This window comes from Thaumasiovibrio subtropicus (genome assembly GCF_019703835.1).
GTDB lineage: Bacteria > Pseudomonadota > Gammaproteobacteria > Enterobacterales > Vibrionaceae > Thaumasiovibrio > Thaumasiovibrio subtropicus.
Window position 1 is genome coordinate 599214 of sequence record NZ_AP023054.1, and the last position, 14028, is coordinate 613241.

General features: G+C 48.9%; 17 protein-coding genes and 1 other RNA gene. 9 read left to right on the forward strand and 9 right to left on the reverse strand.

The features are described 5' to 3' along the window. The first annotated feature begins 38 nt into the window (after nucleotides 1–38). Entirely contained in the window at nucleotides 39–701 is a 663-nt protein-coding gene (locus tag TSUB_RS02850; RefSeq protein WP_087023844.1) for an OmpA family protein, read from the forward strand. Here the strand turns inward: TSUB_RS02850 and TSUB_RS02855 are convergent. Next, the gene (locus TSUB_RS02855; protein WP_087023842.1) at nucleotides 683–1312 is read right to left on the reverse strand and encodes a LysE/ArgO family amino acid transporter; all 630 of its coding nucleotides are present in this window, start codon (nucleotides 1310–1312) and stop codon (nucleotides 683–685) included. The genes TSUB_RS02850 and TSUB_RS02855 overlap by 19 nt on opposite strands. 129 nt (nucleotides 1313–1441) lie before the next feature. On the opposite strand from TSUB_RS02855, the gene TSUB_RS02860 reads away from it, so the two are divergent. Together TSUB_RS02860 and TSUB_RS02865 are read left to right on the forward strand one after the other, a co-directional pair. Next, nucleotides 1442–2347, forward strand: a complete 906-nt coding sequence (locus TSUB_RS02860) for a LysR family transcriptional regulator ArgP (protein WP_087023840.1) — start codon at nucleotides 1442–1444, stop codon at nucleotides 2345–2347. A gap of 51 nt (nucleotides 2348–2398) precedes the next feature. After that, nucleotides 2399–3082 (forward strand): SIMPL domain-containing protein, encoded by a 684-nt coding sequence (locus tag TSUB_RS02865; RefSeq protein ID WP_087023838.1) that lies wholly within the window; start codon nucleotides 2399–2401, stop codon nucleotides 3080–3082. A 110-nt stretch (nucleotides 3083–3192) separates the two neighbouring features. Here the strand turns inward: TSUB_RS02865 and serA are convergent, their stop codons facing one another. The 5 genes from serA to zapA all read right to left on the reverse strand — a co-directional run bounded on the left by serA (nucleotide 3193) and on the right by zapA (nucleotide 6668). Continuing rightward, entirely contained in the window at nucleotides 3193–4422 is a 1230-nt protein-coding gene (gene serA, locus TSUB_RS02870; protein ID WP_087023836.1) for a phosphoglycerate dehydrogenase, read from the reverse strand. 256 nt (nucleotides 4423–4678) lie between these two features. Then, a complete protein-coding gene (gene rpiA / locus TSUB_RS02875) occupies nucleotides 4679–5338 on the reverse strand; it encodes a ribose-5-phosphate isomerase RpiA (protein ID WP_087023834.1) in 660 nt (219 codons plus the stop codon). 164 nt (nucleotides 5339–5502) lie between these two features. Continuing rightward, nucleotides 5503–6099, reverse strand: coding sequence for a 5-formyltetrahydrofolate cyclo-ligase (locus tag TSUB_RS02880; RefSeq protein WP_087023832.1), 597 nt, complete (start codon nucleotides 6097–6099; stop codon nucleotides 5503–5505). A gap of 34 nt (nucleotides 6100–6133) precedes the next feature. Next, nucleotides 6134–6315, reverse strand: a non-coding RNA gene (ssrS, locus tag TSUB_RS02885) — 6S RNA. A 50-nt stretch (nucleotides 6316–6365) separates the two neighbouring features. Next, nucleotides 6366–6668 carry a cell division protein ZapA gene (gene zapA / locus TSUB_RS02890; RefSeq protein WP_087023830.1) on the reverse strand — a complete coding sequence of 101 codons (303 nt, stop codon included), beginning with the start codon at nucleotides 6666–6668 and terminating at the stop codon, nucleotides 6366–6368. Between the two features lie 223 nt (nucleotides 6669–6891). Between zapA and TSUB_RS02895 the strand changes: the two genes are divergently transcribed. The 4 genes from TSUB_RS02895 (at nucleotide 6892) to gcvH (ending at nucleotide 10404) form a co-directional block, all read left to right on the forward strand. Further along, on the forward strand, nucleotides 6892–7464 hold the full coding sequence (locus TSUB_RS02895) for a UPF0149 family protein (protein ID WP_087023828.1): 573 nt from the start codon (nucleotides 6892–6894) through the stop codon (nucleotides 7462–7464). A gap of 26 nt (nucleotides 7465–7490) precedes the next feature. Then, nucleotides 7491–8657 (forward strand): 2-octaprenyl-6-methoxyphenyl hydroxylase, encoded by a 1167-nt coding sequence (gene ubiH / locus TSUB_RS02900; protein ID WP_087023826.1) that lies wholly within the window; start codon nucleotides 7491–7493, stop codon nucleotides 8655–8657. A 7-nt stretch (nucleotides 8658–8664) separates the two neighbouring features. Further along, a complete protein-coding gene (locus TSUB_RS02905; protein WP_087023824.1) occupies nucleotides 8665–9870 on the forward strand; it encodes an FAD-dependent 2-octaprenylphenol hydroxylase in 1206 nt (401 codons plus the stop codon). Between the two features lie 141 nt (nucleotides 9871–10011). Continuing rightward, nucleotides 10012–10404, forward strand: a complete 393-nt coding sequence (gene gcvH / locus TSUB_RS02910; RefSeq protein ID WP_087023822.1) for a glycine cleavage system protein GcvH — start codon at nucleotides 10012–10014, stop codon at nucleotides 10402–10404. Nucleotides 10405–10457: 53 nt separating this feature from the next. Here the strand turns inward: gcvH and TSUB_RS02915 are convergent, their stop codons facing one another. Both TSUB_RS02915 and TSUB_RS02920 read right to left on the reverse strand, forming a co-directional pair. After that, the gene (locus tag TSUB_RS02915; RefSeq protein WP_087023820.1) at nucleotides 10458–10661 is read right to left on the reverse strand and encodes a DUF1107 domain-containing protein; all 204 of its coding nucleotides are present in this window, start codon (nucleotides 10659–10661) and stop codon (nucleotides 10458–10460) included. Nucleotides 10662–11027: 366 nt separating this feature from the next. Then, on the reverse strand, nucleotides 11028–11960 hold the full coding sequence (locus tag TSUB_RS02920; RefSeq protein ID WP_087023818.1) for a LysR family transcriptional regulator: 933 nt from the start codon (nucleotides 11958–11960) through the stop codon (nucleotides 11028–11030). 123 nt (nucleotides 11961–12083) lie between these two features. Here TSUB_RS02920 and TSUB_RS02925 point away from each other — a divergent pair, with 123 nt between their 5' ends. Both TSUB_RS02925 and TSUB_RS02930 read left to right on the forward strand, forming a co-directional pair. Continuing rightward, the gene (locus tag TSUB_RS02925; RefSeq protein WP_087023816.1) at nucleotides 12084–12776 is read left to right on the forward strand and encodes an ABC transporter ATP-binding protein; all 693 of its coding nucleotides are present in this window, start codon (nucleotides 12084–12086) and stop codon (nucleotides 12774–12776) included. After that, nucleotides 12776–13534: an ABC transporter permease gene (locus TSUB_RS02930; protein ID WP_087023814.1), complete on the forward strand. Its 759-nt coding sequence runs from the start codon at nucleotides 12776–12778 to the stop codon at nucleotides 13532–13534. Before TSUB_RS02925 ends, TSUB_RS02930 begins: the two co-directional genes overlap by 1 nt. A gap of 9 nt (nucleotides 13535–13543) precedes the next feature. Here TSUB_RS02930 and TSUB_RS02935 read toward each other — a convergent pair whose 3' ends face one another. Next, nucleotides 13544–14026: an aminoacyl-tRNA deacylase gene (locus TSUB_RS02935; RefSeq protein WP_087023812.1), complete on the reverse strand. Its 483-nt coding sequence runs from the start codon at nucleotides 14024–14026 to the stop codon at nucleotides 13544–13546. Nucleotides 14027–14028: the final 2 nt, after the last annotated feature.

The following is a 14028-nucleotide window of genomic DNA, read 5'->3' on the forward strand; positions in this document are numbered from 1 at the left end:
GCGATCTGCCTGCCAAACAGGCGATCAGAGGAACGAGCATGAAACAAATGACGAAATGTTGGTGGGTCGGCCTTGCCATAGGGCTACTGAGTGCGTTTTCTGTTCAAGCTGCGCAGATAGACTTTGATTGCCAAGTGGGGCAACAGAGTCATCGTGTGAGTTTGAAAGCGACGTCGTTGCGTCAAGTGGTGGTGAATGATGGTCATGTGTTGCTGCGTGAGTCTGACATCCCTTTATCGGCATGGCACAGTTACCTACTCGAAGAGCTTGCTGCCGCAGGAGTCGGAGAGCATTGTGCCCGGGTCGTGTTGGCACACAGTGAAATGTACGTTGAGACCAACGATGATGGTAGCCAAGTCGTCTATGTTTACTTTGATTTTGACAAGGCGCACCTTACCCCAAGAGCCAAGCAGACCTTGATGGCGCGGATGGCGCTGTTACGTGATGCGGAAATGCTCACTGTCAGTGGCCACACGGATAGTATTGGAAGCAACGCTTATAACCTTGATTTGGGCATGGCAAGAGCCAAGTCTGTGCAAGCCTTCCTACTCCTCAATGGCGTTGATTCACAGCGGTTGCAGATTGAGAGCTTTGGTGAAAATGTGCCAGTGATGACAAATCAAGATGCTGCTGGGCGGAGTAAGAATCGTCGAGTAGCGGTGAAGTGGATCATTGCACCACCTCAAACCCCATCGATGTGAACTAAGGTCTTCGCGAGCTGGAAGGCGATAGCCAGCATTACGAAGCCAATCACAATGTCAATGCCCTGCTGAACACGTGGCCGACTCAACACGTTGGCCATCCGTGCGGCAAGTATTGAGATTCCAAAGAACCATGTGAGAGAGGCGAGCATGGTACCAAGCGCGAAGGCGATGCGGTCGTCATAGGCATATTTCCCGCCAATGGAACCAAGCACTACTACGGTATCGAGATAGACATGGGGATTGAGTACGGTGACCGCGAATGCAGCGCTAATGACCATTCGAAACGTCATCTTACGGCTATCCGTTTCGATGTGATTGCTTTGCGTGTGCCAAGCGCGTCGAAGAGAAGCAAAACCATACAAGGTGAGGAAAGCGATACCGCCCAAGGTAATGACACTGAGTAATGTGGGGTTTGCGGCGAGTAGCGCTCCTCCACCAAATACACCAGCACTGATAAAGAGGATATCGCAGACACTGCAGATTGCAGCTACCGAAAGGTGATGTTGTCGCTTAATACCCTGGTTAATGACAAAAGCATTCTGTGCGCCAATCGGAATTATCATACTGGCACCTAGTCCAAACCCTTGCAGTAAAACCCAAATATTCATCGTCCTTCCTGCCGTTGCGTTATGTTCCGCTAGCTTAGATTTTGGTGATTGATTAGTGAAGCTAATTATTTTAATAGCACATTAACAGTGCTAATGTTTTGACTATGCGATAAGGAGAGATGGTGTGCGATGAGTCATATTGATTATAAGGCGGTTGCGGCGTTAGAAGCGGTACTGGCGACGGGTGGATTTGAGTTAGCGGCACAGCGGTTATTCGTCACACAATCGGCGATTTCTCAACGAATTAAGCAATTGGAGCAAGCGGCAGGGGAGCCTTTGCTGATTCGCAGTAGTCCTCCCGCCGCGACCGATGCGGGGCAACGCTTACTGGGACTTTACCAACAGGTGAAACTACTAGAGCGAGAGTGGTGGCCCAAAGAAGGTCGTCAGGTCACTGATCTGTCGATTGCCAGTAATCACGATAGTCTGGCAATTTGGTTGCTGCCAGCGTTGCAACCCTTACTGACTCGCCACGAAGTTGCACTTAATATTGAACTTGCTGATGAAAAAAATACCTTAGATAAGTTACGTCGTGGTGAGGTGATCGCGGCTATCAGTGTTGAGCCTCAACCTATCACGGGGTGTAGCGTTGATTATCTAGGGCAACTTCCCTACCGCTGTGTGGCGAGCCCCTCTTTTGTCGCGCGTTACTTTCCCTACGGGTTAACCAGCGAAGCTATTCGTCATGCTCCTGGCATCGTGTTTGACCAATATGACGAAATGCACCAAGCATTTTTGGCGCACCACTTTGATATTCAACAAGGTGATTGGCGTTGCCACACACTGCGTTCGCCAGAGGCGTTTATCACTATGGCAACGCTGGATCTTGGCTACGGGATGATCCCAGAAGTGATGATCGAGAGGGAGCTAGCATCTGGTGAGCTGGTGGATTTGCTCCCCGGACATGGGTTTTGTCGTCACCTTTATTGGCACCGATGGAGCCTACAGCAGGGGATCGTTGCTGAAATGACAGCATGCTTGCTCGACGCAGCGCGATCACTGCCCCAGCGCGGATTTGATGAGGGCGTGTATTAAGTATGCTCTCGTGTTCACAGATCGTTCCTAAATAGGAAAAAGGAGAAACAGATGAAAAAAGGGTTGTTACTCGCGAGCGCATTACTGCTTTCACCATTGACGACGGTTGCTGAGCCGAGCTTCCCTCATCTCCAGGTGCAGGGTTACGGTGAAGTGGCTATGGTGCCTGACAGTGCTTCGTTTAGTGTGGAGGTTCGAAAGTCAGCGAGAACGGCGACAGAGGCAAAGCAACAAGCCGATCAAACGGTGAATGCCTTTATCGATCGACTGATGAAAGCGGGGATCGAGCGTGAGGCGATTGAAAGTGCAAATATTTCCCTTTATCCAGAGTATCGCTATGGTGAAGACCGCCAGCGAGAGCAAGTTGGCTTTTTCGCAAGTCGTATGGTGACGGTACAAGTGGCGGATCTAGAGCAGCTTAACCCGCTGCTCAATGCCGCGCTCGGAGACGGGGTTGATGCGATCAACCATATTCAAATGAAAGTCAGCAATGAAGCCGTCTATCAAAAGCAGGCTCGCCAACTGGCGATAGCCGATGCGCAACTTAAAGCGGAAGAGATCGCGAAAGGTTTTAATATGACGGTTGAAGGGGTTTGGCAAATCAATTACCACTCGAGTAATCCAGTGCCAATGACACGTGGCGTCGCTTATGAAGCCATGGCAGATAGCGGAAGCTATCAGGATACCAAGATTACGACACAGGATACGATTTCTGTGACCTTTAAGCTCAAATAAGGTGGTTGAGGTAAACGAGTTGTCGTGCGACTTGATGTTGTCCTATTTCGGTTAGGCATAGAAAAAAGGCTTGCCAGAGGCAAGCCTTTTGAGTCTTTCTCTCCGCATGCTTAGTGGAGAATACGAGCGCGGATAGTGCCGTCGATGGCCTTCAACTTATCCAGTGCTTCTTGACTACGCTCGGTTTCCACATCAATCACCACATAACCGACTTCAGGACCAGTTTGTAGGTATTGTGCAGCGATGTTGATGCCTTCTTCGGCGAAAATGGTGGTAATTTGATTTAGGATACCAGGTTTGTTCTCGTGAATATGGAGCAGACGAGAGGTATCTTTATGCTCAGGTAGTGACACTTCTGGTACGTTGACAGCAGAAAGTGTCGAACCATTGTCTGAGTATTTCACCAGTTTACCAGCCACTTCTAGGCCGATATTTTGTTGTGCTTCTTGGGTTGAACCACCCACGTGCGGGGTGAGAATGACATTGTCAAACTGAGTGAGTGGTGATTCGAAGGCTTCTTTGTTGGTCTTTGGCTCAACAGGGAATACATCGATAGCGGCGCCAGCAATGTGTTTGCTTTCAAGTGCACCGCACAAAGCGTCAATGTCGACGACAGTACCACGGGCAGCGTTGATAAAGACGGAGCCCGGCTTCATACGAGCAAACTCTTCTGCACCCATCATGTCTTGAGTGCCTGCGGTTTCAGGGACGTGCAAAGAAATGACGTCACATTTGTTAAGCAGCTCGCTCATTGAGAAGACTTGGGTTGCGTTACCGAGTGATAACTTGTTCTCGATGTCGTAGAAGTACACGCGCATACCGAGGTTTTCAGCCAAAATACCGAGCTGGGTACCAATGTGACCATAACCAATAATGCCGAGGTTTTTACCACGGGCTTCAAAAGAGTGATCCGCCGATTTTAACCAACCACCACGGTGTGCCATGGCATTCTTTTCTGGAATACCGCGTAGTAATAGGATGATTTCACCCAATACAAGTTCAGCCACAGATCGGGTGTTAGAGAATGGAGCGTTGAAGACCGGAATACCGCGTGCCATTGCTGCTTGCAGATCCACTTGGTTGGTACCAATACAGAAACAGCCAACCGCGACCAGCTTTTTCGCATGCTCGAAGACGCTGGCATTAAGGTTAGTACGGGAACGAATACCGACAAAATGGGCATCAGAGATAGCTACCTTTAATTCTTCATCGGATAAGGAGCCTTTGTGATACTCGATATTACTGTATCCAGCGGCCTTGAAAATTTCTACAGCAGAGGGGTGCACACCTTCCAGTAGGAGAATTTTGATCTTATCTTTATCGAGAGAAAATTTTGTCATTGGTCTTCGTCCTTAAAATACATGCTCATATGCGGGGCAATCGACGAACTCAAGCTCTCTTTGTCGGGGAGTGATCTCTGCAACATATTTATGCAGAAGAGTAGTGACGTTAACGATTGCGTTCACACAAAATAACAAAGTTTGTGCAAATATGGTAAGAATTTTACGGAATAGATAAGAAAAAAACGGCGTTTTTACGCCGTTTTTGGTAGAAAACTTTCAGAAGATGCAACTGGGTGCATCTTAAGTCTCTGAGTTATTTTGACTTTTTGATAACACCATCAGGTGCGCCAATCAGTAGAACATCGGCACCACGATCGGCAAATAGCCCGTTGGTGACAACGCCAACGATTGCATTGATTTGCGTTTCAAGTGCTTTGGCATCAGTAATTTGCATGTTGTGAACATCAAGAATGATATTCCCGTTGTCTGTCACGACACCTTCACGGTAAACCGGGTCACCACCTAGCTTCACCAGCTCACGTGCAACGTAAGAGCGTGCCATTGGAATGACTTCAACTGGAAGCGGGAACTTACCCAATACGTCGACTTCTTTTGTGTTGTCGACAATACAGATGAAAGACTTTGAGATTGCAGCGACAATCTTTTCACGCGTCAGTGCTGCACCGCCGCCTTTAATCATGTCAAATGTTGCGTTGATTTCGTCTGCACCGTCAACGTAAACATCGAGGCTACTGACTTCGTTAGCATCAAAGATTTCAATGCCCAGCTCTTTTAGGCGTTCAGTTGACGCTTCAGAGCTCGATACTGCACCTTTGATTTCATCTTTCTTTGTTGCCAGTGCATCGATGAAGTGGTTCACTGTCGAGCCAGTACCTACACCCACAATGCTTCCAGGTTGGACATACTCTAACGCAGCCCAACCTGCTGCTTTCTTCATTTCGTCTTGCGTCATTTCTATCACCTTCGTTTGGCAGACCACCAGAGTTAGTGTGCGCGATTATAACGGAGTGAAACGTTTTCGCCAGCCCTATTCATTGCAAATATCGACCAGATAGCGACGTGTCAGTGATCTTGCACGAATTCGTGAAGTGAGCCGGGCGAAAGAGGAGGGCGAGGTCAGTGATGATCCCACTGCCAATATTTAGCAGGTGTCAAAATGGCAGGGAGCGGCACATCCCAACTCTCTTCTGGTAATTTTTCTACCTGCTGGCAGTCATGAGCTAACCCGATGACTTGCGGCTTCGCCGTGCTGGGTAATGCAGCAAGGGTGCGGTCATAAAAGCCTCCCCCCATTCCCAGCCGATGTCCTCGATCATCGAACGCAACAAGTGGTGTGCAGATGAGATCTAACTGCTGTGCCGGTTTGACGTGGAGCACATTGAGTTGTGGCTCTGGAATGCCAAAACGATTGTCTACCAGTGGCGTGTTGAGATCGAAGTGAAGGAAGAGTAAATGCCCCTTACTAAAGGGGTGCACGACGGGCAAATAGACCGACTTACCTTGTTGCCATAGCCATTCTATTAAGGGCATTGGATCGATCTCACCATCATTGACGAGATAGAGGGCAATATGTTTTGCGTCACTAAATACATGCGTCGCTTTTGCCCGCTGCAAAAGCGCGTTTGCGGCGTTTTGCTGCGCTTGAAGCGGTATTGCTTGTCGACGTTGACGAATCTGTTGGCGAAGTGTGTGGCGGACTGATTGGCCTGACATCAGGATCTTCCATGCTCGGTCTTTGGAAAAGAGAGGGTACCCCAGAGTGCCGTTGCGAATTGTGGCCCTTGAACCAGATGTTCAAGGTGGATTCACAACATCAACCGTAGGCTTCTCAGTCGTGCTGAGCATGCTCAATAGCTGATCAAAGTGTATCCTGGTTTTTTGCTTATCGGCTCGGGGACGTTAATTCACTGACGTACACCCCAGGGTAATTTTTTATGCCCAGCGTCCTGCCGAACAGTTGATATCTTTATGCTGCAGTACTATTTCTCGAGAGACTTCTTCAGCGCCTTGCTGAGCTTGTCATCTAGTTGGCCGAGGCGGGTAGACATATCCCAATCGACGGTTTGGTGACTTTTACGCTCATTATGCAGTTCATGGCAGATGTTCAAGGCTGTAAAAATGAGTAACTGTTCAGTATTCGTCATTTTTGTGCGATCAGACAACGCTTGAAGGCGACCATCAAAGTCAGCGGCAGCTTCACGTAGCGCCTCTTCTTCACCTTCGGGGCAGTTCACTCGTAGTGCCTTGCCCATGATTTCAATTTCAACCGCTTGAGTCGTCATCTGTTTTCTGCTCCTGCTAGCGTCCTTTGTCTGCAGCGACTGGGTGAGACTATAGGTAATGCCACCCTAGGAATCAAGCATCTGACCCTCTGTTTGTGATGAATCAGTGCTGACTAATCACGAATTAACCAGCTTGCCGCAAACATCGCCACTCTGGTTAGCACCCATTTGGGGGAAGTGGTAGCATTAAGGTTTTACATCCCCTATTTACTGAGAATCTGTCATGAGTGAAGTGCAGTTACCCCAATTTGTCGCTATTGAAAACAGTTTGAAGCAACACGGTTTACCTGTTTCTCCTTCCGAGTTGCAAGGTTTACTTGTCGGTTTGATCAGTGGCGGACACAGTTTCGGTGATCTTAGCTATATCAACGCGGTGGTGGATTTTGTCAATGATGGTAAGGCATTGTCGGAGTCTGCGTCTGAAACCACGCAATTGATCTTTAAGATGGCTGTTCAAGAGCTGACGGGTGATGATCTCGCTTTTACATTATTATTGCCAGATGACGATGCAGATCTTATCGATCGTGCGGAATGTCTTGGTGAGTGGATCAATGCGTTTCTTTCCGGTATCGGGCTCATGGATCTTAAGTCGAAATCACTATCAAACGAAGTGAATGAGGTGCTGGCTGATCTTCAAGACATTGCCCAGTTGGGTATTGATGAAGATGATGACATGCAGGAGCAAGCGCAGTTGTTCGAGCAAGTGATCGAGCATGTTCGTATGTGTGCGATGACCTGTTTTGCTGAACTGGGTGAACGCCCGGAAGAAGAACAGAGTAAACCTACCTTACATTGATAAAACTGATCCACAAGGAGACGTGAGTGAAATCGTTTGATGTGGTTATCGCAGGGGGCGCAATGGCAGGTGCAACCCTTGCGCTGGCATTGGCGAAGCAAAACCCTGCACTAGCGATTGCAGTGGTAGAAGCTGTGGATGGTGAGCAGCAAGCTCATCCGGGGTATGACGCGCGCAGTATTGCACTGGCAAGTGGCTCAGTTCAAACCCTTAAGCAATGGGGATTGTGGGATGGCTTACAAGCTCAAGCAGAGCCCATTCGGCATATTCACGTCTCTGATCGCGGCCATGCTGGTATCACGCGTATCGATGCGGATGAGCAAGGTGTCGATGCGCTAGGACATGTGGTAGAGCTGGCAAATGTTGGTCAGTACTATCAACAGCAATTAAAAAGTCACGCGGCGATCACTTTCTATTGTCCTGACGTCATTGCGTCGATGTCTGCCAACGATACGGGGTACCAGCTGACGTTATCGAGTGGGGCGTTGTGTCATGCACGTTTGGTGGTGGCTGCCGATGGGGGGCACTCTTCCTTATCAAACCAACTGAAATTAACTCAGCATGCCCATGATTTCGAGCAGGTTGCTTTAATAGCGAATGTCACCACAGCAGAGCCCCATGGCGGTCGCGCGTTTGAGCGATTTACTGAGAATGGCCCTCTGGCGATGCTGCCGATGCGTGAAGGGCGCAGTTCGTTAGTTTGGTGCTTACGACCAGAACAGGCTGCGCAAATGGCAGCACTGGATGACGGCGCGTTTCTTGCGGCACTTCAGCGTGCATTTGGGTGGCGATTAGGCGCGTTGACGCAAGTGGGTAAGCGTGACTGCTATCCGCTGCTATTGCGTCAACGTCAATCAGTCATCGCACATCGTGCGGTGGTCATTGGCAATGCCGCTCAGTCGTTGCACCCGATTGCGGGGCAAGGCTTTAATCTTGGCTTAAGAGACGTTGCGGAGTTGGTGGCACAGATTTCAGCTAGCGATGATCCTGGCGCGCCTCATGTTCTTCAGCAATATCAGGCCAATCGCCAAGCAGATCGTCAAGCGACGATTGCGTTAACCAGTGGCCTTGTTGCCCTCTTTTCCAATTGCGCATTGCCGCTAGTGGCCGGTCGAAACCTAGGTTTGATGGCGATGGGGCAGTGTCGAGCATTACAGTCCCCTTTAGTGAAGCACACTATGGGGATCAGGTAGAGTAACTATGATTCAACAAGTAGATATTGTCATTGTTGGCGGCGGCATGGTTGGCCTCGCACTCGCGGCATCATTGAAAAACAGTGACCTTGAGATTGCCATTATTGAAGGTAAAGTGCCTGAGGCTAGCCTCGCGGCATTACCGGATGTCCGTGTGTCCGCATTGAATCGAGCAAGCCAGCGTTTTCTGGACTGTATTGGGGCGTGGCAAGGCATCTGTCATCGCCGTGCGGCAGCGTACCAGCATATGTTGGTCTGGGATAAAGATGGCTTTGGTAAAATCGATTTTTCTGCCAATCAATTGGGTGAACCCGACCTCGGGCATATTGTTGAAAATCGCGTTATCCAGTTGGCATTGTGGGAACAGGTTGAGCAGCAAGAGAATGTTACATTGATTGCACCTGCGCGTTGTCAGTCGATGGCAATGGGGAGTCGAGAGAGCTTCATTACCCTTGAAGATGGTCGTCAAATGACAGCAAAACTGGTTGTCGGCGCGGACGGCGCGAATTCTTGGGTGCGTCAGCAACAGCAAATTCCCTTGACGAGCTGGGACTACGGCCATCACGCTTTGGTCGCCAACATTCGTACTGCTGAGCCGCATGATGCGACAGCACGGCAGATCTTTTGCCCTCAAGGGCCTCTCGCTTTCCTACCTTTAGACGAGCCAAATTTGTGTTCAATTGTTTGGTCTTTGCCGCCGAATGAGGCTGAAGCCTTGATGGCAATGGATCCTACGGCGTTTAATCAGTCGTTGACGGTTGCTTTTGATAACCAACTTGGATTGTGTGAGCTCGAAGGAGAACGTTTTAGTGTGCCATTGAAGATGCGCTATGCGAGAGATTTCGTCCGTGGACGCTGTGTGTTAATAGGTGATGCTGCCCACACCATCCATCCACTGGCTGGGCAAGGTGTGAACCTTGGTCTGATGGATGCAGCTGCGTTGGCGGAGACCTTGCAGGCTATTCTCGCTGATGGGGGGGATATTGGCGATGAAAAGGCATTGCGTCAATTTGAACGTTGGCGTAAGTCTGATGCTGCGCACATGATTGCGGCGATGGAAGGGTTTAAACAACTCTTTGCGGGCAGTCATCCAGTGAAACGATTTACTCGAAACCTGGGGATTGTTGCTGCGGCAACGTTGCCAGGCGTCAAATCGACATTGATGAAAAAAGCCTTGGGTAGACATGCGCTTGTACCCCAAATGGCGCAATAAATTTGTGATGTTTCGCCTTCCTGAAAAGTTTGTTTGCAGGTCACTAAACTCCCTTCTAAAGTAAGTCTAAGTTACTGTGGGGATGGCGACAAGCCATCCTCCTTTGTGTCCTGAGACGAGACGGCAAAAGGAAGTTCCAGAATGAGTCAAGTTCCTGCTGAATTGAAATATACCGATAGCCACGAGTGGGTGCGTCCCGAGGGTGGTGGCATTTATACCGTTGGCATTACCGATCACGCCCAGTCCTTGCTAGGGGATATGGTGTTCGTCGATCTTCCTGATATTGAAGACGATGTTGATGCGGGAGATGATTGCGCTGTGGCTGAGTCAGTGAAGGCTGCATCGGATATCTACGCGCCGATTGGTGGCCAAATTGTGGCGATCAATGAAGAGTTAGATGGTAGTCCTGAGCTAGTGAACAGCGATCCTTATGGGGACGGCTGGTTGTTTCAAATCAAAGCGAGCGATGAAGAAGAGGTGAGTGATCTGCTTGATGCAGACAGTTATCTTGATAGCGTCGCCGATGACGACTAACAGTGTCTTAAATTCGTAAGCGAAGATCAAAAAAGCCCCGAGAGGGGCTTTTTTTAATCCAACACGCGAATACGTCGGATCTCTGTGTTTACTTCGTTGACCGTTTTGAAGTGGCGTTGTTCTGGTTTATCTGGCACCACTAAAAAGCCTTGGTCAAATTCGTACCCACCTCTTCCATGAATGTAGATACGTCCGCTAAACAAACGTGTAATGTGCTTTGCTACTAGCTTTGGAGAATAGCGCTTAAACATGCGCATTAGCTCTTCCCTTATAAAACGTTAACCAACTAACGGAGCGTATTATATCTGACGCCATATGAACTTAATGTGACTATGCTAGCATAACCCATGGTAAAAACTCATCTGTCCAGACTTAACTTTCAATCCCTAGTTTCATTGTGGAGTTTTATCCTGTTAAATTGTGGCTTTGCGTGTAGCACATTGATGGTGCGCTCAACAGTGATGGGCGAAAAGTTTTATCAGCTGGTTTCTTTTTCATCAATTAGCCGATAGACATGCTGAATACATTCGTATTTTAGTGTTTCTCATGCTTTTTTCGTGACTTGTGAACCTCTCGGCAAACCGACGTTTTGGGCTGTAGATAGACGAAAATACGGAGCTTTTTTATTGGGTGATCTCAGTCACATACTCGCAAATTGTCTGTTTTAATAGCGGGATCAACCAAATCCACTTGGGATGATGGGCATTTCGTTGTTGGCTAATGAGACTTATGTCAAAGCCTGCGACCTCTATAGGGGGAGGTGAAAAGGTGAGTTGATCATTGAAAAGGGGCTGCTTTGCCATGAGTTCTGTGGTGATACACAGAAGTCGTCGCTTTTTAAGTAGGTGGCGGACGGTAAGAAAGTTGGCGGAGCCGACATTGACACGTCGCGCTTTGTTGAGCTTTGCGAGTGTCGCATCTACTTGACTCTTGAGTTGGCCATCCGGTGACACAAGTGCATGGGGAATATCGAGATACGCTTCTAGGGGTATATCCCCATCGATTTCACAAGCGGCTGCATCGTATAAACAGACGTGATTATCTCGATACAGGTGGAGTGACTGATAATCGTTGGGGATGTTCGGCAAGCTACCGATAACAACATCCAAGTGGCGATGGGCAAACTTATCTTGGTAATTACTGCGATCAACTTGATGAAAGCTCAATTGACAATAGGGGGCATGTTGATGAATCGCATCGTAGATGATGGGAGCAAAGATAAACTCCGCGTAGTCTGTGAGTCCAATACGTATCTCACCAAGATAGCTTTGATGATCAAAGGGTGCGGGTTTAAGGATCTGTTCACGGATAGTTGAGAGCATGTCATGGATTAATGGAGCGAGATCGATGGCACGTTGACTCGGGATCATCTGCTGTCCCTGACGCTCAAAAAGGGGATCGTCTAATAACTGGCGTAGACGAGATAAATTATGGCTCATCGCGGACTGACCCATTGATAGTTGATTGGCCGCTTTGGTCACACTTTGGTTTTCATACAGGGCGTCAAACGCCACGAGTAAATTGAGATCGATACCACGCCAATTAATACTATTCATGATTTACATTTCATTTATCTATTCGATTAATTCATGGTAGCGCTTTACACTCATATACCCAATCAGTTTGTCTATTATCGGTGTGACTATGTGTAACACGATGTCACGGCTAGCGGAGGTCATATGCTTTCACTTCACTCTTTGCAGTCCGGTTATGAGGCCGAAGGCATTGCCGTCAATGTCCAGCTTCCTAGCGGCAGCCACCTTGTACTGACAGGGCGTTCAGGAAGCGGAAAAACCTCTTTGTTGCGGGTGATCGCCGGATTAGAGCCTGCCAAGCAAGGCCGGGTATTGCTTGGCGAAAGACCTGTGACGATGGAGCAACTGCGTTGGTGGCGAGAGCAAATCTACTATTGTCCGCAGCACGCTATTATCGGTGATGGCGCGGATGTTATGACTATCGCTGAGGCCTTACTATTACCCTGGCAACTGAATGCGACATCGAAGGGAGTACCTGAGCGCCATGCGCTGAATACGGTGCTTGAAAAAGTGGGACTGGCTTTGACCCTCGAGGATGAAACTGCTGCTTTATCTGGTGGTGAACGCTATCGATTGATGGTGGCGAGAGGCTTATTGATGGCGCGAGAGATTTGGCTGTTAGACGAACCCACCGCCGCGCTAGATAGACAAAATAGCCAATGGCTTGCTGAACTGTTTCAAGCCCATACTGGGTACTGCATTTCTGTCAGCCATGATCCAACATGGATTGCGTCGGCAACACATCAGTTTAATGTGGATACAGGATGCCTTTGTGAAAAGCACAATGACGCCGATTCAATGCGGGCGATGAGTCACTCACAACGAGGAGAAGGGTGATGAGTTTATGGAATCTGGCGGCATTTCTACTGATATTGGCGCTACCGACAGCGATTTTTGTTCGATGGCAGTTACCGTTTACAAAACGCTTGTGGTTATCGGTCAGTCGAATGACCTTGCAGTTGCTGGTTGTCGGGTTTTATCTGCAGACGCTGTTTGAGTGGCAATCACTGTGGGTGAATGGCATATGGTTTTCTATCATGATTGTTGTCGCGGCACACAGTATTGCAACCAGTGCAAAGTTGCCGTTGAAGCAGACAATGCCTGTTATTGCCATGAGTTTGTCGATGATATTAGTGTGCTTGTTACCCGTGATTTTAGTGCTGGTTGTTGAGGTTTCGCCATGGTGGCAAGCCCAGTATCTGATTCCTATCACTGGCATGCTTTTGGGCAATGCCTTGTCGGCTAATATTGTCGGGTTGCAGTGCTGGCGAGAGGGTATGACGCAAGGGCGCGCTGAGTACGAATACTATTTGTCGATGGGCGCTGCACAGCCACAACAACCTTTTTTACGCTTGGCTCTAGCGAAAGCGATGGCGCCACAACTGGCGACAATGGCGACGTTAGGCATTGTCAGTTTACCCGGTATGATGACGGGGCAGATTTTGGCGGGCGCAGAACCGATGCAGGCAGTGCAGTATCAAATCATGATAATGGTGGCGATTTTTGTCAGCGCTTCTTGCTCTGTCGCGTTAACGTTAAGTGCCTTAAGCTTCCTTGGCAAAGACGGCTATGGCCGTTATCTCTCAATGAGATAACGGCAAACGTTATGTCTCTCGGCAGATCGCAGCAAACTGAGGGCTAATCAGTGCGAACAGCGCGCTGCTGTTCAAGGCGAGTCCGGCCATCGGATCTCCACTGCTTATTGTCACGGTATCATGCTGTTGCAGTTGGGGATCGACAATAACGGGTAAAGGGACGGGCAGCGCGAGTGGTGTGACGGTTCCGGGTGTATAGCCAGTGATTTGACGTACTTTGTCAGCACTGACACAAGTCATTCGACGGCACCCAAGGACTTCGCGTACTTTTCGTGGGTCAACTTGTTGATCGCCGGGCAGACAAGCGAGGGCCCGAACCCCACCCATGTCCTCAAGTAACATGGTTTTTACCATTACTTTCGGCTCAACACCGCGTTGGGCGGCGGCATCTTCAATACTGGTTGCTGGACGTTGATGCCATAAGATTTGATAGGGAATATCCGCAATATCGAGCGTCGCGGTGACGCTCGTTTGTAACCATGACTCATTCATTG

Excerpts from the sequence above, each read along its gene's own strand:
- TSUB_RS02850 (WP_087023844.1), top strand. The coding sequence starts at position 39 with ATGAAACAAATGACGAAATGTTGGTGGGTCGGCCTTGCCATAGGGCTA.
- TSUB_RS02855 (WP_087023842.1), bottom strand. The coding sequence starts at position 1,312 with ATGAATATTTGGGTTTTACTGCAAGGGTTTGGACTAGGTGCCAGTATG.
- TSUB_RS02860 (WP_087023840.1), top strand. The coding sequence starts at position 1,442 with ATGAGTCATATTGATTATAAGGCGGTTGCGGCGTTAGAAGCGGTACTG.
- TSUB_RS02865 (WP_087023838.1), top strand. The coding sequence starts at position 2,399 with ATGAAAAAAGGGTTGTTACTCGCGAGCGCATTACTGCTTTCACCATTG.
- serA (WP_087023836.1), bottom strand. The coding sequence starts at position 4,422 with ATGACAAAATTTTCTCTCGATAAAGATAAGATCAAAATTCTCCTACTG.
- rpiA (WP_087023834.1), bottom strand. The coding sequence starts at position 5,338 with ATGACGCAAGACGAAATGAAGAAAGCAGCAGGTTGGGCTGCGTTAGAG.
- TSUB_RS02880 (WP_087023832.1), bottom strand. The coding sequence starts at position 6,099 with ATGTCAGGCCAATCAGTCCGCCACACACTTCGCCAACAGATTCGTCAA.
- zapA (WP_087023830.1), bottom strand. The coding sequence starts at position 6,668 with ATGACGACTCAAGCGGTTGAAATTGAAATCATGGGCAAGGCACTACGA.
- TSUB_RS02895 (WP_087023828.1), top strand. The coding sequence starts at position 6,892 with ATGAGTGAAGTGCAGTTACCCCAATTTGTCGCTATTGAAAACAGTTTG.
- TSUB_RS02905 (WP_087023824.1), top strand. The coding sequence starts at position 8,665 with ATGATTCAACAAGTAGATATTGTCATTGTTGGCGGCGGCATGGTTGGC.
- gcvH (WP_087023822.1), top strand. The coding sequence starts at position 10,012 with ATGAGTCAAGTTCCTGCTGAATTGAAATATACCGATAGCCACGAGTGG.
- TSUB_RS02915 (WP_087023820.1), bottom strand. The coding sequence starts at position 10,661 with ATGCGCATGTTTAAGCGCTATTCTCCAAAGCTAGTAGCAAAGCACATT.
- TSUB_RS02920 (WP_087023818.1), bottom strand. The coding sequence starts at position 11,960 with ATGAATAGTATTAATTGGCGTGGTATCGATCTCAATTTACTCGTGGCG.
- TSUB_RS02925 (WP_087023816.1), top strand. The coding sequence starts at position 12,084 with ATGCTTTCACTTCACTCTTTGCAGTCCGGTTATGAGGCCGAAGGCATT.
- TSUB_RS02930 (WP_087023814.1), top strand. The coding sequence starts at position 12,776 with ATGAGTTTATGGAATCTGGCGGCATTTCTACTGATATTGGCGCTACCG.
- TSUB_RS02935 (WP_087023812.1), bottom strand. The coding sequence starts at position 14,026 with ATGAATGAGTCATGGTTACAAACGAGCGTCACCGCGACGCTCGATATT.